Annotated in this window: 22 protein-coding genes; 3 read left to right on the top strand and 19 right to left on the bottom strand. The window is 62.9% G+C overall.

Annotation, left to right across the window (positions count from 1 at the left end; translation table 11 throughout):
• Positions 1 to 30 precede the first annotated feature (30 nt).
• The 9 genes from ASC93_RS04065 to mnmG all read right to left on the bottom strand — a co-directional run bounded on the left by ASC93_RS04065 (position 31) and on the right by mnmG (position 7,429).
• Positions 31 to 564, bottom strand: coding sequence for a F0F1 ATP synthase subunit delta (locus tag ASC93_RS04065; RefSeq protein WP_056437469.1), 534 nt, complete (start codon positions 562 to 564; stop codon positions 31 to 33).
• A gap of 2 nt (positions 565 to 566) precedes the next feature.
• A complete protein-coding gene (locus tag ASC93_RS04060) occupies positions 567 to 1,037 on the bottom strand; it encodes a F0F1 ATP synthase subunit B (RefSeq protein ID WP_056437466.1) in 471 nt (156 codons plus the stop codon).
• A gap of 80 nt (positions 1,038 to 1,117) precedes the next feature.
• On the bottom strand, positions 1,118 to 1,363 hold the full coding sequence (gene atpE, locus ASC93_RS04055; protein WP_056437463.1) for a F0F1 ATP synthase subunit C: 246 nt from the start codon (positions 1,361 to 1,363) through the stop codon (positions 1,118 to 1,120).
• A 70-nt stretch (positions 1,364 to 1,433) separates the two neighbouring features.
• Entirely contained in the window at positions 1,434 to 2,318 is an 885-nt protein-coding gene (gene atpB, locus ASC93_RS04050) for a F0F1 ATP synthase subunit A (protein ID WP_082547755.1), read from the bottom strand.
• On the bottom strand, positions 2,315 to 2,659 hold the full coding sequence (locus ASC93_RS04045; RefSeq protein ID WP_056437460.1) for an ATP synthase subunit I: 345 nt from the start codon (positions 2,657 to 2,659) through the stop codon (positions 2,315 to 2,317). The genes atpB and ASC93_RS04045 overlap by 4 nt, the downstream gene beginning before the upstream one ends.
• A 389-nt stretch (positions 2,660 to 3,048) precedes the next feature.
• A complete protein-coding gene (locus ASC93_RS04040; RefSeq protein WP_056437457.1) occupies positions 3,049 to 3,933 on the bottom strand; it encodes a ParB/RepB/Spo0J family partition protein in 885 nt (294 codons plus the stop codon).
• A gap of 18 nt (positions 3,934 to 3,951) precedes the next feature.
• Positions 3,952 to 4,722, bottom strand: a complete 771-nt coding sequence (locus ASC93_RS04035; RefSeq protein WP_056437454.1) for a ParA family protein — start codon at positions 4,720 to 4,722, stop codon at positions 3,952 to 3,954.
• 128 nt (positions 4,723 to 4,850) lie between these two features.
• Complete coding sequence (gene rsmG, locus ASC93_RS04030) at positions 4,851 to 5,498, bottom strand: 16S rRNA (guanine(527)-N(7))-methyltransferase RsmG (RefSeq protein ID WP_056437452.1); 648 nt, start codon at positions 5,496 to 5,498, stop codon at positions 4,851 to 4,853.
• On the bottom strand, positions 5,495 to 7,429 hold the full coding sequence (gene mnmG / locus ASC93_RS04025; protein WP_056437449.1) for a tRNA uridine-5-carboxymethylaminomethyl(34) synthesis enzyme MnmG: 1,935 nt from the start codon (positions 7,427 to 7,429) through the stop codon (positions 5,495 to 5,497). The genes rsmG and mnmG overlap by 4 nt, the downstream gene beginning before the upstream one ends.
• Positions 7,430 to 7,600: 171 nt before the next feature.
• Here mnmG and ASC93_RS04020 point away from each other — a divergent pair, with 171 nt between their 5' ends.
• Positions 7,601 to 8,635: a DUF1176 domain-containing protein gene (locus tag ASC93_RS04020; protein WP_056437446.1), complete on the top strand. Its 1,035-nt coding sequence runs from the start codon at positions 7,601 to 7,603 to the stop codon at positions 8,633 to 8,635.
• Between the two features lie 18 nt (positions 8,636 to 8,653).
• On the opposite strand, the gene ASC93_RS04015 is transcribed toward ASC93_RS04020, so the two are convergent.
• From ASC93_RS04015 to ASC93_RS03980, 8 genes are all read right to left on the bottom strand, one after another.
• Entirely contained in the window at positions 8,654 to 9,424 is a 771-nt protein-coding gene (locus ASC93_RS04015) for a TSUP family transporter (protein WP_056437443.1), read from the bottom strand.
• 68 nt (positions 9,425 to 9,492) lie between these two features.
• Entirely contained in the window at positions 9,493 to 10,329 is an 837-nt protein-coding gene (locus ASC93_RS04010) for an alpha/beta fold hydrolase (RefSeq protein WP_229412591.1), read from the bottom strand.
• A 35-nt stretch (positions 10,330 to 10,364) separates the two neighbouring features.
• A complete protein-coding gene (locus ASC93_RS04005; protein WP_056437439.1) occupies positions 10,365 to 11,348 on the bottom strand; it encodes a branched-chain amino acid ABC transporter permease in 984 nt (327 codons plus the stop codon).
• 9 nt (positions 11,349 to 11,357) lie between these two features.
• Positions 11,358 to 12,242 (bottom strand): branched-chain amino acid ABC transporter permease, encoded by an 885-nt coding sequence (locus ASC93_RS04000; protein WP_056437436.1) that lies wholly within the window; start codon positions 12,240 to 12,242, stop codon positions 11,358 to 11,360.
• 70 nt (positions 12,243 to 12,312) lie between these two features.
• Positions 12,313 to 13,527 (bottom strand): ABC transporter substrate-binding protein, encoded by a 1,215-nt coding sequence (locus tag ASC93_RS03995; RefSeq protein ID WP_056437433.1) that lies wholly within the window; start codon positions 13,525 to 13,527, stop codon positions 12,313 to 12,315.
• Between the two features lie 20 nt (positions 13,528 to 13,547).
• Positions 13,548 to 14,255: an ABC transporter ATP-binding protein gene (locus tag ASC93_RS03990; protein WP_056437431.1), complete on the bottom strand. Its 708-nt coding sequence runs from the start codon at positions 14,253 to 14,255 to the stop codon at positions 13,548 to 13,550.
• On the bottom strand, positions 14,252 to 15,025 hold the full coding sequence (locus ASC93_RS03985) for an ABC transporter ATP-binding protein (RefSeq protein WP_056437428.1): 774 nt from the start codon (positions 15,023 to 15,025) through the stop codon (positions 14,252 to 14,254). Before ASC93_RS03985 ends, ASC93_RS03990 begins: the two co-directional genes overlap by 4 nt.
• A 138-nt stretch (positions 15,026 to 15,163) precedes the next feature.
• Positions 15,164 to 16,789 (bottom strand): GMC family oxidoreductase, encoded by a 1,626-nt coding sequence (locus ASC93_RS03980; protein ID WP_056437425.1) that lies wholly within the window; start codon positions 16,787 to 16,789, stop codon positions 15,164 to 15,166.
• 587 nt (positions 16,790 to 17,376) lie between these two features.
• On the opposite strand from ASC93_RS03980, the gene ASC93_RS30345 reads away from it, so the two are divergent.
• Positions 17,377 to 17,859, top strand: a complete 483-nt coding sequence (locus ASC93_RS30345; protein ID WP_157201741.1) for a hypothetical protein — start codon at positions 17,377 to 17,379, stop codon at positions 17,857 to 17,859.
• A gap of 173 nt (positions 17,860 to 18,032) precedes the next feature.
• Positions 18,033 to 18,830, top strand: coding sequence for a 5'-methylthioadenosine/adenosylhomocysteine nucleosidase (locus ASC93_RS03975; protein WP_056437422.1), 798 nt, complete (start codon positions 18,033 to 18,035; stop codon positions 18,828 to 18,830).
• Here the strand turns inward: ASC93_RS03975 and ald are convergent.
• Positions 18,800 to 19,915 carry an alanine dehydrogenase gene (ald, locus tag ASC93_RS03970; RefSeq protein WP_056437419.1) on the bottom strand — a complete coding sequence of 372 codons (1,116 nt, stop codon included), beginning with the start codon at positions 19,913 to 19,915 and terminating at the stop codon, positions 18,800 to 18,802. The genes ASC93_RS03975 and ald overlap by 31 nt on opposite strands.
• Before the next feature lie 65 nt (positions 19,916 to 19,980).
• Complete coding sequence (gene putA, locus ASC93_RS03965) at positions 19,981 to 23,619, bottom strand: trifunctional transcriptional regulator/proline dehydrogenase/L-glutamate gamma-semialdehyde dehydrogenase (RefSeq protein WP_056437415.1); 3,639 nt, start codon at positions 23,617 to 23,619, stop codon at positions 19,981 to 19,983.
• Between the last annotated feature and the right edge of the window lie 190 nt (positions 23,620 to 23,809).

Raw genomic sequence — 23,809 nt, 5'->3', positions numbered from 1 at the left:
CGTCGGGCGCCGGCGTATCGTGCGAATTCCTCAGGCCGTGAGCGCAACATGCATCTGTTGCAGCTTGGCACGCACCGAGGTATCGAGCACTTCGTCGCCAACGACCACGCGCACACCACCGATCAGCGAAGGATCCACTGTCACCGTTGGGTTCAGCTTGCGGCCAAATTTCTTTTCCAGCGATGCGGCCAGCTGCGCCACCTGCGCCGGGGCGAGCTCGAACGCGCTGAAGACATGCGCGTCGGCGGCGCCTTCCTGCGCATTCTTCAGTTCGTTGAACTGGGCAGCGATTTGGGTCAGCAGGACGACGCGGCCGTTTTCGGCCAGCATCGAGATAAAGTTCTTCGCTTCAGCGTTCAGCGGCGACTTGACCAGGGACGCAATCGTGTCGGCCAGCTGGGCTTGCGTAACGTTCGGGTTATTGGCGAACGCTTGCACGTCGGCACTGGCACCGATCTGGGCCAGTTCCGACACGACGGCCGACCAGGCGTTCATGTCGCCGGCTTGGGCGACACGGAACAGCGCTTCGGCGTAAGGGCGGGCAACGGTTGCGAGCTCAGCCATGATTACAGCTCGGTCGCCAGTTGGTTCAGCAGGTCGGCGTGGGCCGCTGCGTTCACTTCGCGCTTGAGGATCTGCTCGGCACCCGCGACGGCCAGCGTGGCCACCTGGGCGCGCAGTTCTTCGCGGGCCTTGCTCATTTGTTGCTCGGCTTCGGCACGGGCCTGGGCGATGATGCGGTCGGCTTCGGCCTGGGCATTGGCCTTGATCTCGTCGGCGACCATCTGGGCGCGCTTTTCGGCGTCGGCGATGCGCTTGGCGCCTTCGTCGCGGGCGCTGGCCAGTTCGACCTGCACGCGCTTCTCGGCAGCGGCCATGGCCTGCTTGCCCTGGTCGGCCGCGGCCAGACCTTCAGCGATTTTCGTCGCACGTGCGTCCAGGGCCCCCATCACCGGCGGCCACACGAATTTCGCGACGACCCACGCCAGGATGAGGAACACAATGGACTGCACAAACATTGTGGCGTTTAAGTTCACAGCTTTTTCCTTCTCAGAATGAAGTACGCCGGGCCGGCGCTTTTTGCGTCGCTGGCCCGGCTATTCAAGAGTCCGGGGGATTACCCGCCGAAATTCGGGGCAGCGAAGGCGAACATCATCGCGATACCGACACCGATCAGGAATGCGGCGTCGATCAGGCCGGCCAGCAGGAACATCTTGGTCTGCAGGGTGTTCATCAGTTCAGGCTGGCGAGCCGAAGCTTCGATGTACTTACCGCCCATCACACCAATACCGATACATGCACCGATAGCACCCAGACCAATGATCAGACCGCAAGCCAGTGCAATGAACGCAACGTTAGTCATCAAAAACTCCTTAGATAATCAAAAAAAGTAAAAAATAAAATTACTGGATACTGCAAAAACGAGATGCCGCTTAGTGACCCTCATGCGCCTGGCCGAGGTACACCAGCGTCAGCATCATGAAAATGAAAGCTTGCAACAGCACGATCAGGATGTGGAACACTGCCCAGATCGAACCGGCGAAGATGTGCAGGCCCGACAGCAGGACACTCTGGGTCGTGAAGCCAACCCACTGGGCGCCCAGCAGCGCGATCAGCAGGAAGATCAGTTCGCCAGCAAACATGTTGCCGAACAGTCGCATTGCGAGCGAGACAGTTTTTGCAGCGAATTCGATGAGGTTCAAGCCGAAGTTGGCCGGCCACAGCGCCGGATGGGAACCGAACGGAGCGTTGAACAGCTCGTGCACGAAACCGCCCACGCCCTTGATCTTGATGTTGTAGTAGAGCATGAAGAACAGCACGACCAGCGACATGCCCAGCGTACCGTTCAGGTCGGCGGTCGGAACGACGCGGAAGAACGGCTCATGACCCTCGGCATTATGGATGCCCAGCGCGCGGAAAATGGTGGCGAACAGGTCGACCGGCAGGAAGTCCATCGAGTTCATCAGGATGACCCAGATGAACACGGTCAGCGCGAGCGGCGCGATGAAGGTGCGGTTGCCGTGGACGATGGCCTTGGACTGGTCTTCGACCATTTCGACGATCATTTCGACGAAGCCCTGGAAACGGCCCGGCACGCCGGTGGTGACGCGGCGCGCGGCGGCGATCAGGACGATCGAGGTGATAGCAGCCAGCAACACCGACCAGAAAATTGTGTCATAGTGAATGACAGAAAAGTCGATCGGTCCGTTTTGCAGGTGCGATGCATTGTGATGCAGGTGGTGTGTGATGTATTCACCAGTCGTGATGACGTGCTCACTCGCTGGTTGTGCTGCTCCCGCCACGTTTTCAGTAGTCATTTACGGTGCCTAAACAATAAGATGATGTAACTTTTGAGCGCCACGATGAAGCCGCCGAGGAGCGCCGGCCAGTTCAAATCGTGGTACAGCCAGACAGTCGCCCCTAGGAAAGCGAGTGTCGACGCAATCTTTATAAATTCGCCGATGAAAAACGACATCGGGTTTGCGGCGCCCGGTCGGCGCGCGCTTGCGAACAGGCGCAGCGCGAACAGGCCGTTGGGGACGACACAACACAATCCACCCAGAACCGCGGAAAACATCGCAGCCCCGCCCCACAGCAGTCCGGCGATCAAGCCAGCGACTGTTGTTGCTATTAATTGCAGGGAGACTATGCGCAGCATATTTTTATTTTCGCGCTAGCCGTCGGGAAACGAGTTACGGCGTGGTAATTACAGAAATCCCCGAGATTATAAGTGGTTGTACTAAGTGGAGTCAAACGATTCTGCCCGGGTAAAGTTGCTTGATTTGATAACAAAAGCACGGAAAACGAGACATCGGGATTGTGACGCGGCGGCGCCTGGCGTACGTCTCGGGATGCGGGATAACGCAGTATGCGCCATGGGTTGCAACCCTGGAACGGCGGCGCAGCGACGCTTTTTTGACCCGCCGTGCATGGGTCGACGGCGCGCGCACGCGGGCGGCGCGCGCCGCCGCTGTGCCCAAATTACAACAAGCCTCGTGGTGACGGCGCCGCGGGGTGCGGCGGATGCGGCGGATGTGGCTCAGGCGCTCACGCGCGCAGGCGCGCGAGCACGGTGTCGAGAATGTCGAGGTCGGCGAAGTCGATGATCAGCTGTCCCTTGCCCCGCGGTCCCATCTTGAACGCGACGGGCGTCGCGAGGCGGTCCGACAGTTCTTCCTCGAGGCGCACGATGTCGCCCGACTTTTCTTTCTGGCGCGCGGCGGCCGGCGGCGCGCTCTGCTCTTCGAGCGTGCGTGCCACCATCTTTTCCGTCTCGCGCACGGACAGGCGCTTGGCGATCACCTGGTTCGCCAGCGCGATCTGGCTCGCCGCATCGACGGCGAGCAGCGCGCGCGCGTGCCCCATGTCGATGTCGCCGGCCATCAGCATCGTCTGCACGGGTTGCGCGAGATTCACGAGGCGCAGCAGGTTCGACACGGCGCTGCGCGAACGGCCGACGGCCTGGGCCGCCTGCTCGTGGGTAAAACTGAATTCGGAGATCAGGCGCGCGATGCCCTGCGCTTCTTCCAGCGGATTGAGGTCTTCGCGCTGGATGTTCTCGATCAGCGCCATCGCGGCGGCGTTCTGGTCGTCGACGTCGCGCACGAGGACCGGGATCTCGTCCAGGCCCGCCAGCTGCGCCGCGCGGAAGCGCCGTTCGCCGGCGATGATCTCGTAGCGGGCGCCCGAGGCGGCACCATCGATCGGGCGCACGAGCACCGGCTGCATGATGCCCTGGGATTTGATCGACGCGGCCAGTTCGGACAGCGAGCCGTCGTCCATGCGCGTGCGCGGCTGGTATTTGCCGGCCTGGATCTGCGCGACGGGAAGCAGGGACGGCGTGCCGCTGGGCGTGGCCGGCGTTTCCGGGGCGTCCCCGCCGAGCAGCGCATCGAGGCCGCGGCCGAGACCTTTGAGTTTTTTGGTTGCCATGACGTTTTTATGTTCTGGTTACATTGTCTTGATGCGCTCGACCATCTCCGCGCCGAAGGCGATATACGCCTGCGCGCCTTTCGAGGACGGATCGAACGTCACGCCCGGGATGCCGTACGACGGCGCTTCCGCCAGGCGCACGTTGCGCGGGATGATCGTCTTGAAGACCTTGTCGCCGAAATGCTGTTCGAGCTGGCTCGACACCTGCTGCGACAGCGTCATGCGCGGATCGAACATCACGCGCAGCAGCCCGATGATGCGCAGGTCATGGTTCAGGTTCGCGTGCACCTTCTTGATCGTGTTCACGAGATCGGACAGGCCCTCCAGCGCGTAATACTCGCACTGCATCGGGATGATGACGCCGTGCGCCGACACGAGGCCGTTCAGGGTCAGCATCGACAGCGCCGGCGGACAGTCGATGAGGATGAAGTCGTAGTCGGCGTCGACCTTGGCCAGCGCTTCCTTCAAGCGGCGCTCGCGGTTTTCCAGCTCGACCATCTCGACTTCCGCGCCGGCCAGTTCGCGGTTGGCCGGCAGCACGTCGAAGCGCCCTGCTTCGCTGCGCAGGCGCGCCGCGGCCACCTCGGCTTCACCCAGCAGCACCTCGTAAATCGACGAAGTCAGTCCCGCCTTGTTGATGCCCGCGCCCATGGTGGCATTGCCCTGCGGGTCGAGGTCGACCAGCAGCACGCGCTGGTCCAACTTGGCGAGACCGGCGGACAGGTTCACGCTGGTGGTGGTCTTGCCGACCCCGCCCTTCTGATTTGCTACGCAAAAAATTTTCGCCATGTATGCCCTTGTCAGTCATACGGTTAATACCATTAAAACGATTTATACGATTTATATGGTAATAACAGTATAAACTGGTTATACGGTTTATCTGCTTGTGCGTCGTTGCGGACGTTTCCGCGGATGTTTCACGTGGAACGTTCGATGAATACCAGGTGACGCTCCGCACCCAGCCTGGGCACTTGCAGCGGTTCCAGTCCGGCCACCTTCCACGCCGGCGGCAGCCGTTCCTGTTCATCTTTCGGCGCCACCCCTTTCAGGGCGATATAGCGTCCGCCATCGGCCAGCAGGTGACAGGACCAGTTGACGAAATCCGAGAGGTCGGCAAACGCGCGCGACGTGATGACATCGAATTTATCGCTCACCTGCAGTTGCTCGACCCGCGCCGTGTACACCGTGACGTTGACCAGCCCCAGCTCGGCTTTCACCTGCGTCAGAAAAGCCGTCTTTTTATGGACGGTATCGATCATCGACACGTTCATGTCCGGACGCACGATTGCCAGGACGATCCCCGGTAGACCGCCTCCCGAACCGACGTCCAGCACATTGCGCGCCGTCGCGAATGCCGGCACGGCGGCCAGCGAATCCAGCAAGTGGTGCGTGACCATCTGCATTGGGTCGCGCAAGGACGTCAGGTTGTAGACGGCATTCCACTTGAACATCAGGGCCAGGTAATCCATCAGCTTGTCCTGCTGGGCCGGGCTCACGTCGAGGTGCATCGCGGCGATGCCCTCGCCCAGCACAGCGGACAAAGCAGTACGATCAAAATTCTTCATGCGGCCGATTCCTCATTCGGCACACCGGTAAAACCCTTGGCGCCGCGCTTTTTGAGGTGCACGAGCAGCAGTGAAATTGCCGCCGGCGTCACGCCAGAAATCCGCGACGCCTGGCCCAGCGTCTCGGGACGCTGCTTGTCGAGCTTCTGGCGCACCTCGATCGACAGCGCCGTGATTTCCAGATAGTTCAGGTTCTCCGGCAATTTGAGGTTTTCGTAGTAATCGTGGCGTTCCACCTCGCGCGCCTGGCGGTTGATATAGCCAGAATATTTCAACTGGATTTCGACCTGCTCCCGCACGGCCGGGTCACTCACGCCCGGGCCGCCCAGTGCCTGGCCGTCGACGCCCTGCAGGCTCACCAGCTTGTCGTACTCGACGCCAGGACGGCGCAGCAGGTCGGCCAGGTTGTATTCGCGCTCGATGGCCTGCCCGATCACGCGCTCGGATTCGGCGGCGGTGACGATGCGCGGGTTGACCCAGGTCGAACGCAGGCGTTCCAGTTCGAGCGCGACGGCGTCGCGCTTGCGCTCGAACGCTTCCCACTGGGCGTCGCCAACGACGCCCAGCTTGCGGCCGATCTCCGTCAGGCGCATATCCGCATTGTCTTCGCGCAGCGACAGGCGGTATTCGGCGCGGCTCGTGAACATGCGGTACGGTTCCGCCACGCCCTGCGTCGTCAGGTCGTCGACGAGCACGCCGAGATACGCTTCGGAACGGGACGGCGTCCACGCTTCCTCGCCCCGGGTCTGCAGTGCCGCATTGATGCCGGCCAACATGCCTTGCGCGGCCGCTTCCTCGTAGCCGGTCGTGCCGTTGATCTGCCCGGCAAAGAACAGGCCTTGAACCGCCTTCGTCTCCAGCGACGCTTTCAGGCCACGCGGATCAAAATAATCGTATTCGATCGCATAACCGGGGCGCAGGATGAACGCATTCTCCAGACCGCGCATCGACCGCACGAGGGCCAGTTGCACGTCGAACGGCAGGCTCGTCGAGATACCGTTCGGATAAAACTCGTTGGTCGTGAGGCCTTCCGGCTCGAGGAAAATCTGGTGCGATTCCTTGGCCGCGAAGCGGTGAATCTTGTCTTCGATCGATGGGCAGTAGCGGGGACCGACGCCTTCGATCACGCCCGTGTACATGGGGCTGCGGTCCAGGCCGTTGCGGATGATGTCGTGCGTCTGCGCATTCGTGTGCGTGACCCAGCACGGCAACTGCTTCGGGTGCATGGCCGCATTGCCCATATACGAAAACACGGGCACCGGATCCAGATCGCCCGGCTGTTCCGTCATGACGGAAAAGTCGATGCTGCGCCCGTCGATGCGCGGCGGCGTACCGGTTTTCAAACGGCCCTGCGGCAATTTCAGCTCCTTCAGGCGCGCCGACAGGGAGACTGCCGGCGGATCGCCCGCACGGCCGGCCGAGTAATTCTGCAGGCCGACGTGGATCTTACCGTCCAGGAAAGTACCGGCCGTCAGCACGACGGCGCGTGCACGGAAGCGCAGGCCGATCTGCGTGACGGCACCGACGACGCGGTCGCCTTCGACCATCAGGTCGTCGACGGCCTGCTGGAACAGCCACAGATCAGGCTGGTTTTCGAGGCGAGAACGGATCGCCTGCTTGTACAGCATGCGGTCGGCCTGGGCACGGGTGGCGCGCACGGCCGGGCCCTTCGAGGAGTTCAGGATGCGGAACTGGATGCCGGCTTCGTCGGTGGCGATGGCCATCGCGCCGCCCATGGCGTCGACTTCCTTGACGAGGTGCCCCTTGCCGATCCCGCCGATGGACGGGTTGCAGGACATCGCGCCCAGGGTCTCGATATTGTGAGTGAGCAACAGGGTCTTTTGGCCCATGCGCGCAGACGCGAGCGCCGCTTCGGTGCCGGCATGGCCGCCGCCAACGACGATCACGTCGAATTCTGTCGGAAATAGCATGATGGAATGTGTTGCGAGGAGGATTAAGGGTCGATTATAAATTCTTTTTTCCACATCGCTTCTGCGCGGCCACGAAAACGACAGATTTTGTTTCACGTGAAACAGCGAATGCGAGCTCATGTTAGGCTTTTGCCACGCCAACCCATCCTCGCCGCCATGCCGAAATCTCGTTTGCTGACCTTCGCCCTGCTCGCCGTCACCGCCACGGTCGGCGCATATCCGCGTTCCGACCTGCCATCCATCTCGTTCGATTACAAGGATTGGCAACTCGCCTGCGATAACACGAGGACGTGCCGCGCCGCCGGCTACCACCAGGAAGACGACGAGGCGCCGAACGCCACCATCCTGCTGACACGCGCCGCAGGCCCCGACCAGCCCGTCACTGTCCAGTTTCAGCCGGCCGATGATCCGAACCACCCCGCACCCGACCAGCTCGCGATGACAGTCGACGGCCGGGCGCTGGGCACCGTCCACATCGATGCGAAGTCGAATAGCGGCAAGCTGTCCGACGCACAGGTCAACGCACTGCTGCCGGCACTGCTCAAGGATGGCCAGATCGCGTGGTCGGCAAAAGGTAAGACGTGGACGATCTCGACGGCCGGCGCCAATGCCGTGCTGCTTAAAATGGATGAATTCCAGGGACGGCTGGACACGCCCGGCGCCTTGGTACGCAAGGGCACGAAACCGGAATCAAATGTTCTACCGCCACTCCCAGCGCCGGACATCGTCGCAGCGCCGGTCAGCCACGACAAGCAACCTGTCACACTGACGCCCGCGCAAGCCCGCGACTTGATGGCCGCGTTGCGCAAAACCGTAAAGGATGGCAGTTGCGAACTCGTGGACACAAAGGCCGACGAGACAGACGAGCCCGTGGTCCGCCGCCTCACGAAGGACAAGCTGCTCGTCTCGCACGCCTGCTGGATGGCCGCCTACAACACGGGCGACGGCTATTGGGTCGTCGACGCCAGGCCGCCGTATTCCGCCGTCCTGGTGACAACCTCCGCAAGCGACTACGCCGACGGCGTCATCCGGGCGACACAAAAGGGCCGCGGCATCGGCGATTGCTTCAGCGCCGCGAGCTGGACGTGGGATGGCCGGTCGTTCGCGCAGACATCGGCCACGACCACTGGCATGTGCCGCGAAATTACCGCCGGCGGCGCCTGGGATTTACCGACCATCGTCACCCATGTGCACAAGGCGCGCTGACTGTTTCACGTGAAACAATCACCACGCAAGGTGCTTAAAGGTGTCGAACGCTGTCTTTACGATCAACAGCCCGACGACAACGAGGAACAGCTTGCGCACGAAACCACTGCCGTGTTTCAGCGCTAGCCGGGTCCCGACCAGTGACCCGGCAATCTGGCACACGGCCATCAGCAAGCCGAGTTGCCAGATCAAGTGACCACTGTATCCGAACCACATCAGCGCCGAGATATTGCACGCGACGTTGACGATCTTCGCCGCGGCCGACGCGCTCAGGAAGTCGAAGCCGAAGAAGCGCACGAACAGGAAGATCAGGAAGCTGCCGGTGCCCGGGCCGAAGAAACCGTCATAAAAACCGATCGCGGCACCGGCGCATGTCGCCAACAACTTTTCCGTCATGCCGCTGTGGACCGGCGCGTGCACGGCGCCCAGGTTCTTTTGCTTGAACGTGTACACGGCCACCGCGAGCAGGATCAGCGGCAGCAGGCTGCGCACGAAGTCGGCGGGCACGCGAGTCACGGTCCAGGCACCGATGAAGGACAGCGCGAACGCGGCGACGGCGGCCGGCGCCGCCGTGCTCCAGGCAACCGTCACGCGGCGGCTGTACCTGACGGCAGCGACGGCCGTCCCGAACATGGCCGCCAGTTTATTTGTTCCCAGCAGCGTCGCCGGGACTTCCCTGGGGAACACGGCGAACATCGCCGGAATCTGGATCAATCCTCCCCCGCCGACGACAGCATCCACGAGACCGGCAACGAAGGCCGCGACGGCCAGCAGGGCAAAATCGAACATGGTCAATCACGCGTAAAAGCGTCATTGTACGGCACGCCTCTTGTTGCGGCGCAACAAATCACCGCGCTTCAGACGGCGGCGGCGCGCCCTTCTTCAAAGAACTGGAGCAGCAGGCGGTTCACCTCATCGGCCGCCGTCAATTGGAGCCAGTGGTCGGCGCCGCGGATCCGCTCGAAGCGGAATTCGCCGTCGACGTAGTGCGCCGAATCGCGCATCTGCTTTTCGCCGAGCGCCGGGTCGCGGTCGCTCCACATGCCCATCACGGGCACCTTGACCTGGCGATGCCCGCGCGGCAGCGCCAGGCTCAGGTTGGCGCGGTAATAGTTCAGCGCGGCCGTCAGGCGGCCCGGTGGCGACAGATCCCGCTTCCAGTGGTCCGCCTGGCCGGGCTCGTCCGTAAACTGGCGCATGATGAACCAGTCGGCCGCGCGCAGCGTATGCTCGGCCAGGACCGGCACGATGAAGCCGAGGATATAGGTCATGCGCAAGCGCTGCATCATGCCCGCGTGGGCGATGGCATACGGGTGGCCCGTCGACATCGCCACGTAGCGGTGCACGCGTTCCGGCGCCAGCGCCGCGATCTGCCAGCCGATGATGCCGCCCCAGTCGTGCCCGACGAGAAAAACCTTGTCGATGTGCAGGGCGTCCAGCAGGCCGAGCACGTCGCCGCGCAATTTATCCATCGTGTAGTCGAAGACGCCGCCCGGCGCGTCGCTGCGGCCGTAGCCGCGCAGGTCGGGCGCGAGCACGCGAAAGCCGGCGGCGGCCAGCGCGGGGACCTGCTTGCGCCAGACGAGGTGCGTGTCGGGAAAGCCGTGCAGCAGCAGCACGGCCGGTCCCTGCCCCGTCGTCGTCGTGTGGATGTGGATGCCGTTCACGTCCAGCATGAGGGATTCGTCGATCACGTGCGCCTCCTTGAAAGCCAGACCGGGACACGGCCTTATGCGGCCTCGCGCCGGCGTCCTGCGCGGGCCAGTGCCGCCGCGATCTCGCCGACGATGCCCCGTCGGAACAACAGCACACAGGCAACGAAGATGAGGCCGGTGACGATGCCCACGGATTCGCCGAGCGAAGAAAACCATTCTATATGCGTCGTCTCGGCCAGGAAGTTCCCCAGGTCGCCCAGCTTGTTTTCCAGCGCGACGATGAGGAAGGCGCCCAGGATCGGCCCGGCCAGCGTGCCCATGCCGCCGACCAAGGTCATCAGGATGACGAGGCCGGACATCGTCCAGTGCACGTCCGTCAGCGTCTCGAAACCGAGCACGACCGTCTTCGTCGCGCCGGCCAGGCCCGCGAGGGCGGCCGACAGCACGAAGGCCACGAGTTTATAACGATCCACGTCGTAGCCCAGAGAGATCGCACGCGCTTCGTTTTCCTTGATCGCCTTCAGCACCTGGCCGAACGGCGAGTGCACGGTACGCACGATCAAGGCGAAGCCCGCGGTGCAAATTGCCAGCACCACGAAGTACAGGGTGACGTCGTTGCCGAGATCGAGCACGCCCAGCAGTTTGCCGCGCGGGACGCCTTGCAGGCCATCCTCGCCGTGCGTAAACGGGGCGCGGAGCGCCGCGAAATACACCATCTGCGCGAGGGCCAAGGTGATCATCGCAAAATAAATGCCCTGGCGGCGGATCGCCAGCAGCCCCATCACGAGGCCCAGCGCCGCGGACGCCAGCACGCCCAGCACGAGCGCCGCCTCGAACGGCAAGCCGAGCGTCGTCAACGCGTACCCCGTGACATAGCCGGCACCGCCGAAGAACGCGGCGTGGCCGAATGACAGCAGGCCCGTGTAGCCGATCAGCAAATTAAACGCGCAGGCGAACAGGCCGAAGCACAGCAGCTTCATCAGGAAGACGGGGTAGCCGACGAACGGCGCCGCCAGCGCCACGATCAATGCGAGGCCGTAGGCCAGCTTTCGGTTCATATCGCTTCCTTATCGTTCTTGGCCGAACAGGCCGGCGGGACGCAGCAACAGCACGATCACCATCACGACGAACACGACGACTTCCGACGCTTCCGGATAAAACACGCGCGTGAGACCCTCGATGACGCCCAGCGCCAGGCCAGTGACGATGGCCCCGAGGATGGACCCCATGCCGCCGATCACGACGACGGCAAACACGACGATGATGAGGTTCGAGCCCATCAAGGGCGTGACGTTGATGACGGGTGCCGCCAGCACGCCCGCGAAGCCGGCCAGCGCGACGCCGAAGCCATAGGTCAACGTCACCATCAGGGGCACGTTGACGCCGAACGCTTCGACCAGTTTCGGGTTCTCCGTGCCGGCGCGCAGGTAGGCGCCGAGGCGCGTCTTTTCGATCGTGAACCACGTCGCCAGGCACACGACGAACGACGCCAGCACGACCCAGGCGCGGTAGTTCGGCAGGATCATGAAGCCGAGGTCGGTGGCGCCGGACAGCGCTTCCGGCACGTCCAGCGTCTGGCCGGACACGCCGAAGAACGAGCGGAACACGCCTTCCAGCAACAGCGTGATGCCGAAGGTCAGCAGCAAGCCATAGAGATGGTCGAACCGGTACAGCCAGCGCAGCATCGTCCTTTCGATCAGGATGCCGAACGCCCCCACGACCAGCGGCGCCAGCACGAGCATCGCCCAGTAGTTCAGGCCGAACGACGTGACGCCGATGTAGGCGGCGAACGCGCCCATCATGTACAGCGCGCCGTGCGAGAAATTGATCACGTTGAGCAGGCCGAAGATCACGGCCAGGCCGAGCGACAGCATCGCATAGAACGAACCGTTGACCAGGCCCAGCAACAGCTGGCTCATCATCGCCTGCAGGGGGACGCCGAATATTTCCATGGGATCAGTCAGCAAACTGCGATTAAAAACGACGGCGGCCGGCGCCGGCCGCCACGCGCCGACGTCGTGCTCACTTCCAGGCCGCGCACTTCGTCTCGGCCTTGGTCGTGTACGCCTGGGCGCCCGGGATCGTCGCCACGACCTTGTAGTAATCCCAGGGCGCCTTCGACTCGGCCGGCGTTTTTACCTGCATCAGATACATATCGTGCACCATGCGGCCGTCCGGACGGATCTCGGCATTCTTCGCGAACATGTCGTTGATCCTGGTTTTTTTAAGCTGGGCCATGACCTTCTCGCCATCGTCCGTGCCGATCGCCTTGACGGCGTTCAGGTAGTTCATCGTGGCCGAATAATCCGCCGCCTGCAGCATCGATGGTTCCTTCTTCATCCTGGCGACGTATTTCCTGGCCCAGGCGCGCGTATCGTTGTTCAGGTCCCAGTACCAGCCGGTGGTGAGATATAAACCCTGCGTCGTCGGCAGGCCGAGGGTGTGGATATCGTTGATGAACACGAGCAGGCCCGCGATCTTCATCTTGCTCGTCAAGCCGAATTCCTTCGCCGCTTTCACCGAGTTGATAAAATCGCCGCCGGCGTTCGCCAGGCCCAGCACCTGCGCCTTCGATGCTTGCGCCTGCAGCAGGAACGAGGAAAAATCGGACGCGCCCAGCGGGTGCTTGACGCTGCCCAGCACCTTCCCGCCGTTCGCTTTGATGACGTCGGTCGTGTCCTTTTCCAGCGACTGGCCGAAGGCGTAGTCGGCGGTGAGGAAATACCAGGACTTGCCGCCCTGCTTGACCATCGTCGCGCCCGTGCCGCGCGCGAGCGCGACCGTGTCATAGGCGTAGTGCACGGTGAACGGCGAGCACTGTTCGTTGGTCAGTTGCGCACTGCCGGAACCGATCGCGATGAACACTTTTTTCTTTTCCGCCGCGACCTTGGCCATGGCCAGTGCTGCGCCGGAATTCGTGCCGCCGATCAGCATGTCGACGCCTTCCCGGTCGAACCATTCGCGCGCCTTGCTGGCGGCGATGTCCGGCTTGTTCTGGTGGTCGGCGACGATGAACTGGATCTTCTTGCCGTTGATCGCGCCCCCCATGTCGGCGATCGCCATGCGCACGGCTTCGGCGCCGCCATTGCCGTCGATGTCGGAATACACGCCCGACAAATCCGTGATCAGGCCGATCTTGACGGTGTCGCCCGAGACCTGGGCCTGGGCGGATAGGGACGAACCGGCCGCCAAGGTGGCAACCGTAAAGGCAATCGCTGTGCGTGTCGTGCGTTTCATGTGGTCTCCGTTATCGATGATCAAACGCCCAGCAGCTCGGTCAGGGCCGGCATGCTGGCCTGCAGCTCCGCGGCCGCGATCGTCGTGACGATGCGGCCGTGTTCCATGACATAAAACCGGTCCGCCAGCGGTGCCGCGAACCGGAAATTCTGTTCCACCATGACGATCGTGTAGCCCTTTGCCTTGAGCGTCGTGATCATGCGGCCCAGCGCCTGCACGATGACGGGCGCCAGCCCTTCCGAGATCTCGTCCAGCAGCAGCAGGCGCGCGCCGGTGCGCAGGATGCGGGCCACGGCCAGCATCTGCTGCTCGCCGCCGGACAGCCGCGTCCCCGGGCTGTGGCGGCGCTCGTACAGGTTCGGGAACATCTCGTAGATCTCGGCCACGGACATGCCGGCGTCCCGGCCGGCCAGCCGCGGCGGCAGCATGAGGTTTTCCTCGGTCGACAGCGAGGCGAAAATGCCGCGCTCTTCCGGGCAATAGCCGATACCGAGGTGGGCGATGCGGTGCGTCGGCAGACGGATCGCCTCGACGCCACCCACGCGGATCGACCCGGTGCGCGCGCCCGTCAGGCCCATGATGGCGCGCAAGGTGGTCGTGCGGCCCGCGCCATTGCGTCCCAGCAGGGTCACCACTTCGCCCTGCTGTACCGTAAAGCCGACGCCGTGCAGGATGTGCGATTCGCCATACCAGGCTTGCAGGCCGTCGATTTCCAGTGCCGGCGTCATCCGTGCGCTCCCGCCAGGTCGCTGTCGGCGCTGCCCATGTACGCTTCAATCACCTGCGGATTGCGCGCCACCTCGGCATAACTGCCTTCCGCCAGCACGGCGCCCCGCTGCAGCACGGAGATGCGGTCGCAGATGCCGGACACGACGTTCATATTGTGTTCGACCATCAGGATCGTGCGCCCGGCTGACACTTTTTTGATCAGTGCCGTCACGCGGTGCACGTCTTCGTGGCCCATGCCCTGCGTGGGCTCGTCCAGCAGCATGAGTTCCGGCTCCATGGCGAGCGTCGTGGCGATCTCGAGCGCACGCTTGCGGCCGTACGGCAGGTCGGCCGTGACGGTGTCGGCAAAATGTTCCAGGTCGACTTCGGCCAGCAGTTGCAGGGCGCGGTCGTTGAGCTGCATTAAAGTCCGTTCGCTGCGCCAGAAATAAAAGCTGGTGCCGAGCGCGCGCTGCAGGCCGATGCGCACGTTTTCCAGCACGGTCAGGTGCGGGAACACGGCCGAGATCTGGAACGAGCGGATGATGCCGCGGCGCGCGATCTGCGCCGGTTTCAGCCGGGTGATGTCGGCGCCGTTGAAGAGGATGCGGCCGGCGGACGGCGCCAGGAATTTCGTGAGCAGGTTAAAACACGTCGTCTTGCCGGCACCGTTCGGCCCGATCAGCGCGTGGATATGGCCGCGCTGCACCTGCAGATTCACCTGATCGACGGCCGTAAAACCCTTGAATTCCTTCGTCAGATCACGTGTTTCCAGAATGACGTCCGGCATTGCGTCTCCTCGCTGTCGTGATGCAAGCTTTACAAATCATACACACTTTTGGAACTCGTCAAGATACAGCACGCGGCAGGTGAATCGCCCTGCGCTTAGTCATGACGGCGCGCAAACCTGTTGTGCAAATATGCCCAGCTAGCGCCAGTCGCGAGAAATCAGCTGCGCCGTCTTTTCGGCGATCATCAAGGTGGGCGCGTTCGTGTTGCCGGACGTGATCGTCGGCATGATGGACGCGTCGACCACGCGCAATCCGTGTATGCCTTTTACGCGCAACGCGCTGTCGACGACGGCAAGCGGATCGTCCGTTTTGCCCATGCGGCAGGTGCCGACCGGGTGAAAGATCGTCGTGCCGATGAGGCTGGCGGCCTCCGCAAGCTCGTCTTCCGTGCGGTAGTGCGGGCCCGGCTTGAATTCTTCCGGGCGGTATGTCGCCATGGACGGCGCGGCCACGATGCGCCGCGTGAGCGCCAGCGCATCGGCCGCCACCTTGCGGTCTTCGGGCGTGCTGAGGTAGTTCGGCACGATCTTCGGCGAAGAATAGCTGTCGTTGTCCGCGAGCCGGACGTGGCCGCGCGCCGTCGGACGCAGATTGCACACGCTGGCCGTGAACGCGGGAAAACCGTGCAGCGGATCGCCGAATTTTTCCAGGGACAGCGGCTGCACGTGGTATTCCAGGTTCGGTGTCGCCTGGCCGGGATCGGAGCGGGCAAACGCGCCCATCTGCGACGGCGCCATCGACATCGGCCCGCTCTGGAACAGCAGATATTGCGCGCCGATTTTCAGCTTGCCATACCAGGACGCGGCACTCGTGTTGAGCGAACGGGCACCCGTGATGCGGTAGACCATGCGCAGCTGCAAATGATCCTGCAGGTTTTCGCCCACGCCCGGCGCATCGACGACGGGAACGATACCGTGCCGGTGCAGCAGGCCCGCCGGCCCGATGCCGGACAACTGCAGGATGTGCGGCGAACCGATCGCCCCGGCGGCCAGCAGGGTTTCGCGCCGCGCCGTGGCCGAAAAAGCGCGCCCGCCGCCCGTGAATTGCACGCCGCGGCAGGCGACGCCCTGCCCGGTTTGTTCGAGGATGAGCTTTTCCACATGGCAGCCGGTCATGATCGTCAGGTTCGGCCGCGCCGACGCCGGACGCAGAAACGCCTTGGCCGTGTTCAGCCGGATGCCGCGCCGCTGGTTGACGTCGAAATAGGCGCACCCTTCGTTATCGCCGCCATTGAAATCGTCGACTTTCGGGATGCCCGTCTCGCTGGCGGCGTCGCGGAACGCGTCGAGGATCTCCCAGGACAGCCGCTGGCGCTCGACTCGCCACTCGCCGCCGCTGCCGTGAATGGCGCTGGCGCCGCCGTGATGGTCTTCGCTTGCCTTAAAAATGGGCAGGACATTGTCCCAGCGCCAGGACGGATCGCCCGCGATATCGGCCCAGCGGTCGTAATCGCCGGCCTGGCCGCGCATATAGATCATGCCGTTGATCGACGAACTGCCGCCCAGGACTTTTCCGCGCGGGTAGATCAGCGATCGCCCTGCGAGCCCAGGGTCCGCTTCCGTCTTGAACAACCAGTCCGTACGGGGATTGCCGATGCAATACAGATAGCCGACGGGGACGTGGATCCACAAATAATCGTCCTTGCCGCCCGCCTCGATCAGCAGGACCTGCACGTCGGGCTTGCGACTGAGGCGATTGGCCAGCACACAGCCGGCCGTGCCGGCCCCCACGATGACGTAATCGAACGCGCCGGCAGATTCCATGGAACCTCATTCGTGATTCGGTTGAGCAAGCTTACCAGATGATCAAGTGTAAATGAGCTCTCCAGGCTGTGGATAAGCATATGAATATCCACAGGTACGAAATGTGGGGAAACCCGACTTTTCGCACCAGCGGATTTTTTATCCAGTTTTGCCTCCAGGCACATACAAGACCAGCCCACCGGCTTATGCGAACCGTAAACGTTTGATGTTGTGGACAAAACCCGGCTTATCCACAGAAGAGTGCCACCGTTAACTACTATCATCATTCTGTATACAAGCTTTTGGTTGTAAACCTGGGGATTCGTTTCGAACGCAGCGGCCGTGCCCGAAAAGATCGTCGAGCTCGACCATGTCGCCTCACGACTTCCTGCAAGCGTTCTTGAAAAAAAAGTCCGACTCCGGACGCGTTCGCGACCCGACAGCGGCGCGACGTCGACCTGATCGGCCGGGCTTTGTGGATAAGCTGCTGGATATCCACAGGATCGAATGTGCGGAACTGCCGTGTTCTACGCGCGCCACTTTTTTGTCCAGTTTCGATCCGGTCCAGACGCAAGGTTTGTCCGACCGGTAGCACAGCGCGTAAACCCTTGAGCATGTGGAAAAAATCCCGGTTATCCACAGTTCGCCCGGCGTTTACTATCACTACTATTCTTATCTTTCTCTCCAAGTTAACTAAAGAAGGAAAACGAGCCGGCTCAACGCGAACGCGCTTTTGTCTGCAAAAAAAAACGTCGCGACGCCACAGCATCGACGCCAATGCTGGCGACAGCATGAATGCCAACGCAGACACTGCTCGACTTCTGTCTTGTCTACAGAAAGAACGAGACGCACCCGTCGCATCCGGAACATGGATCGCCTCACTGCTCGCCTCGGAGAAGCTGCGAACGCACTTCCCACATGCAAAAACTGCAAGCAAAGCGTCCAGATCGGCTGCAAAACCAGCCCGGCTGTGGAAAACCGCCTGCATATCCACAGGACTGGATGTGCAAAAAAGCCGTTTTGCCGACTTCCGGATTTTTTGTCCAACATCGGTTCAGCATCGATACAATGCTTTTCCAGCCGATCCGTGATCGCGTAAACCGTTGACGCTGTAGACAAATTCCTCTTTATCCACAGACAGAAGCGCGTTTACTATCACTATCAATTTTTTATATACATTTATGTCTATAAAACAAGAAGATCGGGAACAGCGTGCACAAACCGCCAACCCGTTGCCGCTCTATCAACAAAAACAGGCTGAAACATGCGATTAGGGATCATCAGTGCGTTGCACGAAGAACAGCAGGGGCTCATAGAAGCCATGGAAGGGCCCTACAAGCTCATGCATGGCATGCGCGAGTACTTTGTCGGACGACTGTGGGAAATCGACGCAGTGTGCGTTTTATCGCGTATAGGCAAGGTTGCCGCAGCACTGACGACCGCAACGCTTGTGGAGAAGTTCGGTGTTACCCATATCCTCTTTACGGGGGTGGCTGGCGCCGGCGACATGGCTGTCCGCGTCGGCGACATCGTGGTGGCCGAATCCCTCATCCAGCACGATATGGATGCGAGTCCTTTGTTTCCCCGCTATGAAGTGCCTCTGACGGGCTTGACGCACTTCCTGTCCGACCGCCGCATCGCCTCGCAACTGGCGGATGCGGCACGCCGTTTCCTGGAAGACGATTTTGCTTTTGCCATCGATCCCGCTGAAAGGGCCGTATTCGCGCTCAGCGGGCCGCGGCTGCACCTTGGTCTCATCGCCAGCGCCGACCAGTTCATGAGCGACAAGGGCCGTCTGAACGCGTTGAATGAGGCATTACCCGGTCTGCTGGCGGTGGAGATGGAAGGCGCCGCGGTGGCGCAGGCCTGTTTCGAGCTGGGCATCCCGTTCGGCGTGATCCGGACGATTTCCGACAACGCCAACGAAAACGCGGCCACCGATTTCATGCGCTTCGTGAAATCGGTGGCCGCGCGTTATGCTTTTCACATCGTCAGGCAGTTCTGCCTGGGCTGGCAAAAAGCGGAGGCAGCTCAGGCCAGCAGCGTGTCGGCCGGCACGTAGTCGTAGCCAAGATCCTGCGCGACGGCGGCATACGTCACCTTGCCTTCGCAGACGTTCAGGCCATTCTTGAGGTGAGGATCGTCGCGCAGCGCCTGCCGCCACCCCTTGTTGGCCAGCGCCACGGCGTGGCCTATCGTCGCGTTGTTCAGCGCGAACGTCGACGTGCGCGCCACCGCGCCGGGCATATTGGCCACGCAGTAATGCACGACGCCATCGACGACGAAGGTCGGATCCGCGTGCGTCGTCGGATGCGACGTTTCGAAGCAGCCGCCCTGGTCGATCGCCACGTCGACGACGACGGCGCCCTTTTTCATCCGCGACACCATGTCGCGCGTCACCAGCTTCGGTGCCGCGGCGCCGGGCACGAGCACGCCGCCGATGACGAGATCGGCCGACAATACCGCTTCCTCGATCGCATGCGTGTTCGAATACAGGGTCGAAATACGGTTGCCGTAGACGAGGTCGAGCTGGCGCAGGCGGTCGACGTTCTTGTCGAGAACGCTAACGCGCGCGCCGATGCCGACGGCCATTTGTAACGCGTTCATTCCCACCACGCCGGCGCCAATGATGACGATGTGCCCCGCCGCCACGCCGGGGACGCCGCCCAGCAGGATGCCGGCGCCGCCCTTCGATTTTTCCAGGTGGCTGGCGCCGGCCTGGATCGACATCCGCCCCGCCACCTCGCTCATCGGCGCCAGCAGCGGCAAGCCGCCGCCCGGACCGGTGATGGTTTCATACGCGATACACACGGCGCCGGATTTCACGAGGGCCGCCGTCTGTTCCGGGTCCGGCGCCAGGTGCAGATACGTGTACAGGATCTGTCCCGGACGCAGCATCCCGCATTCCTGCGGCTGCGGTTCCTTGACCTTGACGATCATCTCGGCCTGCGCAAAGATCTCTTGCGCCGATGGCACGATCGTCGCGCCGGCGGCCGTGTACTGCTCGTCCGTCAGGCCGATGCCGGCACCCGCGCCGGTTTGCACGACGACACGATGGCCGCGCGCGACCAGTTCGTGCACACTCGGGGGCGTGAGGCCCACCCGGAATTCGTTGTTTTTGATTTCTTTTGGTACGCCTACTAACATGTCTGCCTCCAAGTTGTACTTCAAAAACAAAACGCCGCGGCGACCAGTGACGCCGTTGACCTGGCTTACAGGCCCAGTGTCATGAGGCTTGCGTTACCGCCAGCCGCGGTCGTGTTGACGCACAAGGCGCGCTCCGCCACCAATCTCCACAGGGCGATCGGTTCGCCCGCGCGGGTGTCGACGATGCCGACGATGGCACCGGGACGGGCCGCCAGTTTCGCCCGCACATCCCCTGTTACATCCTGCTCGACGAGCGCGAGCGCGACATCGCTGCCGTCCAGTTCTTGCGCGTCGATAAAACGCACGCGTTCCTTCACCGCGGCCGGCAACGAGACGTTTGATTCCATCAACACGAGCGCGCGGTTGCCGGTCGCAAATGCCGCCGCCAACTGGTTCAGCAGGCTGGCCGTGCCGTTCGGTGCGCACAGGACGGTGCCGCGCGGGACGAAATCGAGCTGGTTGCGCTCGCCGGTCGGACCAGGCAGGTCGATGCGCACGCCGTCCAGCGTCGTTTCCATATAGCGTTCCGCCAGGGGCGCGATGTCGCCGTGGCCATTGGTGCGCGCCCAGCCGAGCAGCGCGTCCAGCGCTGCATTGCCGCGCCGCGCATGGTTTAACGGCAGCGGCGGCGCATCCTTTTGCAGTCGTTTGAGGTACAGCGGACCGCCGGCCTTGGGACCGGTGCCGGATTTCCCTTCTCCACCGAACGGCTGCACGCCGACGACGGCGCCGACGATGTTGCGGTTCACGTAAATGTTGCCGACGTGGGCGCGCGTCGTGATGAAGTCGATGGTCTCGTCGATGCGCGAATGCACGCCCAGGGTGAGGCCGTAGCCGGTGGCGTTGATCGTGTCGACGACCTTGTCCAGGTCGGAACGGCGCCAGCGCACGACGTGAAGCACAGGGCCGAATACTTCACGTTTCAGTTCGCTCATCGAGCCGATCTCGAGCACGGTCGGCGGCACGAACGTTCCCTGCGCCTGCAGCGCTTCCGGCAGGGTCAGCGAAAAATACTGCTTCGCCGTCGCCTTCATGCGCTCGATGTGGCCGAGCAAGTTTTGCCGGGCTTCCTGGTCGATGACGGGACCGATGTCCGTCGCCAGGCGGTCCGGCACGCCGACGCGCAATTCCTGCATCGCGCCCTTGAGCATCTTGATCGTTTTATCCGCGATATCTTCCTGCAGAAACAGTACGCGCAGCGCGGAGCAGCGCTGGCCGGCGCTGTCGAACGCGGAACTGACGACATCCTGCACGACCTGTTCCGGCAGCGCGGACGAATCGACGATCAGCGCATTCTGGCCGCCCGTTTCCGCGATCAGCGGAATATCGGCGCCTTCCTTGGCGGCGCGTGCGGCCAGCGTGCGGTTGATCAATTGCGCGACTTCCGTCGACCCCGTAAAAATCACGGCTTTTACGCGCGCATCGGCGGTCAGTGCGGCGCCGACAATCTCGCCGCGGCCCGGCAACAGTTGCAACACACCTGCGGGCACACCCGCCTGGTGAAACAGTTGCACGGCGCGGTGGGCGATCAGCGGCGTCTGCTCGGCCGGTTTGGCGAGCACGACGTTGCCGGCGGCGAGCGCGGCCGCGACCTGGCCGGTAAAAATCGCCAGCGGGAAGTTCCACGGGCTGATGCACGTCACGGCGCCCAATGCGTGGGCGGCGGGCGCGCTGCGGATCTCGGCCGCGTAATAGCGCAGGAAATCGACGGCTTCGCGCACTTCGGCGATCGCGTTCGGCAGCGATTTGCCCGCCTCGCGCACGGCCAGGGCCATCAGTTCGCCGCGGTGCTGCTCGAACAGGTCGCCGACGCGGGCGATGAGGTCGGCGCGGGCCGCATTGCCGATGCCTTCCCAGCCCGGCGCGGCGGCGGCTGCCGCCTGCAGCGCGGTGTCGACGTCGGCCGTGGTGGCTTCCGTTACCTGGCCGACGATGTCCGCCGACTGCGCCGGATTGACGACGTTCAGCGCGCCGGCGGCTTGCACGGCGCCGTCGATGAGGGGCGCGGCCAGGTAGCGGCGCGGCGTGCCGAGGTCGGCGGCCAGCCCGGCCAGCACGTGGTCGTTGGTGAGATCGAGGCCGGCCGAGTTGCGGCGGCCGTCCGGGAACAGGTCCAGCGGCAGCGGAATGCGCGGATGCGGCAGGCACTGCGCCGCGCGCGCGGCCTCGAACGGATCGGCCAGCAAGGTGTCGATGGGCACGTTCTCGTCGACGATCTGGTTCACGAACGACGAGTTGGCGCCGTTTTCCAGCAGGCGCCGCACGAGGTAGGCGAGCAGCGTTTCGTGCGAACCGACCGGCGCGTAGATGCGGCACGCCTTGTCCAGGTTGTCCTTGCCGACGACCTGGTCGTACAGCGTCTCTCCCATGCCGTGCAGGCACTGGAATTCGTAGTTGGACACATTGTCCGCCTTGGCCCATGTGTAGATCACGGACAGCGAATGCGCATTGTGCGTGGCGAACTGGGGGTAGATGACGTCCGTCGCGCTCAACAGCTTGCGCGCGCACGTGAGATACGAGACGTCGGTGTACACCTTGCGCGTATAGACCGGATAGCCGGGCAGGCCGTCGACCTGGGCGCGCTTGATTTCCGCATCCCAGTACGCACCCTTGACCAGGCGCACCATGAACTTGCGGCCGCTGCGGCGGGCGAGATCCACGACGAAATCGATCACGAACGGGCAGCGTTTCTGGTACGCCTGCACGACGAGGCCGATGCCGTCGAAGCCGGCCAGCGCCGGATCGAAGGCCAGCGCTTCCAGCATGTCGAGCGAGATTTCCAGGCGGTCCGCTTCCTCGGCGTCGATATTGATGCCGATGTCGTACTGTTTCGCGAGCAGGATGAGGTTGCGCACGCGCGGCAGCAGTTCTCCCATCACGCGGGCGTATTGCGCGCGGCTGTATCTCGGATGCAGGGCGGACAGCTTGATCGAGATGCCCGGACCGTCCTTGATGCCGCGGCCATTGGACGCGTTGCCGATCGCGTGGATGGCCGCTTCGTACGAGGCATAGTAATTGTCGGCGTCGGATTCCGTCAGCGCGGCTTCGCCCAGCATGTCGTAGGAATACCGGTAGCCGCGGGTTTCGTTTTCCCGGCTGTTTTTCAGTGCTTCGTCGATGGTCTGGCCGGTGACGAACTGGTTGCCCAGCATGCGCATGGCCAGGTCGACGCCTTTGCGGATCAGCGGTTCGCCGCCCTTCGCGATCATGCGCGTCAGCGCGGCGCCGAGACCCGTCTCGCTGCTGGACGACACGAGCTTGCCCGTGATGAGCAGGCCCCAGGTCGCGGCGTTCACGAACAGCGACGGCGATTCGCCCAGGTGTTTTTTCCAGTCGCCCCTGCTGATCTTGTCGGCGATCAGGCGGTCGGCCGTTTCCGTGTCGGGAATGCGCAGCAGCGCTTCGGCGAGGCACATGAGCGCGACGCCTTCTTCGGACGACAGCGAGAATTCGTGCATCAATGCATCGACACCCGACGAGCGCGTGCGTTTTTCGCGCACGGCCGACACGAGGCGGTGCGCCAGCATGTAGGCGTCGGCGTTGGCGCAGGCGCCCTGGGCCAGCAGCCATTCCACGGCGCTGGTCTCCTCACGGCGGTAGGCGGCGGTGATCGCGGCGCGCAGCGGCGTCTGTTCGCGGCGGGCTTCGGTCTGCAGGGCGTCGAAGGGGACGTAGGTGGAAGCCGGGAAGGCGGCAATGTTCATGGACGTTCGGAAAAAAGTGGAATGGCCGACAGCTAGCAAAACGCGCCGTACCGTAGCCACGGCCGGCGCGTACTGAAGTGCGGATCAATGATTCGATTGTAGAAGGAAATCTTCTGGATTAATTCTGTTTTTACAGAAGACTAGCAATAGATAGTTTTTGGTGAGAGAATTTCACCAAATAATATTTATG

This window comes from Massilia sp. Root335, from assembly GCF_001425685.1.
Lineage (GTDB): Bacteria > Pseudomonadota > Gammaproteobacteria > Burkholderiales > Burkholderiaceae_D > Telluria > Telluria luteola.
Note: the sequence above shows the minus strand (reverse complement) of the source record. Positions and strands in the feature narration are given on the sequence as shown.

Excerpts from the sequence above, each read along its gene's own strand:
- ASC93_RS04065 (WP_056437469.1), bottom strand. The coding sequence starts at position 564 with ATGGCTGAGCTCGCAACCGTTGCCCGCCCTTACGCCGAAGCGCTGTTC.
- atpE (WP_056437463.1), bottom strand. The coding sequence starts at position 1,363 with ATGACTAACGTTGCGTTCATTGCACTGGCTTGCGGTCTGATCATTGGT.
- atpB (WP_082547755.1), bottom strand. The coding sequence starts at position 2,318 with ATGACTACTGAAAACGTGGCGGGAGCAGCACAACCAGCGAGTGAGCAC.
- ASC93_RS04045 (WP_056437460.1), bottom strand. The coding sequence starts at position 2,659 with ATGCTGCGCATAGTCTCCCTGCAATTAATAGCAACAACAGTCGCTGGC.
- ASC93_RS04040 (WP_056437457.1), bottom strand. The coding sequence starts at position 3,933 with ATGGCAACCAAAAAACTCAAAGGTCTCGGCCGCGGCCTCGATGCGCTG.
- ASC93_RS04035 (WP_056437454.1), bottom strand. The coding sequence starts at position 4,722 with ATGGCGAAAATTTTTTGCGTAGCAAATCAGAAGGGCGGGGTCGGCAAG.
- rsmG (WP_056437452.1), bottom strand. The coding sequence starts at position 5,498 with ATGAAGAATTTTGATCGTACTGCTTTGTCCGCTGTGCTGGGCGAGGGC.
- mnmG (WP_056437449.1), bottom strand. The coding sequence starts at position 7,429 with ATGCTATTTCCGACAGAATTCGACGTGATCGTCGTTGGCGGCGGCCAT.
- ASC93_RS04015 (WP_056437443.1), bottom strand. The coding sequence starts at position 9,424 with ATGTTCGATTTTGCCCTGCTGGCCGTCGCGGCCTTCGTTGCCGGTCTC.
- ASC93_RS04005 (WP_056437439.1), bottom strand. The coding sequence starts at position 11,348 with ATGAACCGAAAGCTGGCCTACGGCCTCGCATTGATCGTGGCGCTGGCG.
- ASC93_RS04000 (WP_056437436.1), bottom strand. The coding sequence starts at position 12,242 with ATGGAAATATTCGGCGTCCCCCTGCAGGCGATGATGAGCCAGCTGTTG.
- ASC93_RS03995 (WP_056437433.1), bottom strand. The coding sequence starts at position 13,527 with ATGAAACGCACGACACGCACAGCGATTGCCTTTACGGTTGCCACCTTG.
- ASC93_RS03990 (WP_056437431.1), bottom strand. The coding sequence starts at position 14,255 with ATGACGCCGGCACTGGAAATCGACGGCCTGCAAGCCTGGTATGGCGAA.
- ASC93_RS03985 (WP_056437428.1), bottom strand. The coding sequence starts at position 15,025 with ATGCCGGACGTCATTCTGGAAACACGTGATCTGACGAAGGAATTCAAG.
- ASC93_RS03980 (WP_056437425.1), bottom strand. The coding sequence starts at position 16,789 with ATGGAATCTGCCGGCGCGTTCGATTACGTCATCGTGGGGGCCGGCACG.
- ASC93_RS03975 (WP_056437422.1), top strand. The coding sequence starts at position 18,033 with ATGCGATTAGGGATCATCAGTGCGTTGCACGAAGAACAGCAGGGGCTC.
- ald (WP_056437419.1), bottom strand. The coding sequence starts at position 19,915 with ATGTTAGTAGGCGTACCAAAAGAAATCAAAAACAACGAATTCCGGGTG.
- putA (WP_056437415.1), bottom strand. The coding sequence starts at position 23,619 with ATGAACATTGCCGCCTTCCCGGCTTCCACCTACGTCCCCTTCGACGCC.